Below are 869 nucleotides of genomic sequence, written 5' to 3'. Positions count from 1 at the left end.
GAAGGCGTCATGGGCCTGACCGGACCCGTGACCTGGTTCATTCTCGGCTCTTTGATCATCGCTCTCATCGTGTTGATTACCGCCGGTATCAAGTGGGGCGCCATCACCGGTGGCGTCCTCCTACTCACCGTGCTCCCGGTGATCAGCAAACGTCAAGGCCTCACCGGATACGAAAGGTCCCTCATGGCAATCCAATTCTTCAGTGCCTTTCGACGTAAAGAGCACATCTACCGCGGTGGTCTGTTCTCCGAAATGCCCGGCGGGAAGGCACACCTGCCCGGTGTGCTGGCCCCCACGAAAATGTATGAGGGCGAAGACAGCGCCGGCTACCGGTTCGGCATGATCCACATGCCCAAGAAGAATCAGTACACCGTCGTGCTGCGGGCCTGGCCCCAGGGCGATGAGGCCGTGGACCGGGTACTGGTCAACCAGTGGGTCGGCGAGTGGGGAGTCGTCCTCGCATCCGCCGGACTGACCAGCGACATCGAGGCGATCGTCCCGGTCCTCGACACCGTCCCCGAGACCGGCAACGCCCTCCTCAACCAGGCGAGGTTGATCACCGCCCCGCATGCCCCCGCGCTGGCGAAGGCAGTCGTGTACGAAGGCGCCACCGAGTTCCACCGCGACGAAGTTCAACTCGCCGCGCGGGTGGCGATCACCTTCGCTGCCACAACCGATGAACGGAAGAAGGACCCGGGCGTGCAAGCGGTCGAGATCGGTCGGCGGCTTCCCGGCATTCGCGCCGCGATCGAAGCGTCCGGGGTCGCGGTGCGGTCGATGAGCGCGGCCGAAATCACCGGTGTGGTGCGCCGCTCCTTCGACCCGGCATCCCAGCAGATCGTCGAACGGGCCGAAGCCAGAGGTGAAGA

1 protein-coding gene is annotated in these 869 nt (G+C 64.3%); it reads left to right on the top strand.

Going from position 1 to position 869, the window contains the following annotated elements:
- Nucleotides 1–9: 9 nt before the first annotated feature.
- A partial coding sequence (locus MLGJGCBP_RS22840; protein WP_328799582.1) for an SCO6880 family protein occupies nt 10–869 on the top strand: 860 nt, incomplete at its 3' end.

Origin of the sequence: Rhodococcus sp. T7 (genome assembly GCF_009872365.1) — a bacterium.
In the GTDB taxonomy this organism is placed as follows: Bacteria; Actinomycetota; Actinomycetes; order Mycobacteriales; family Mycobacteriaceae; genus Rhodococcus_F.
Note: the sequence above shows the minus strand (reverse complement) of the source record. Positions and strands in the feature narration are given on the sequence as shown.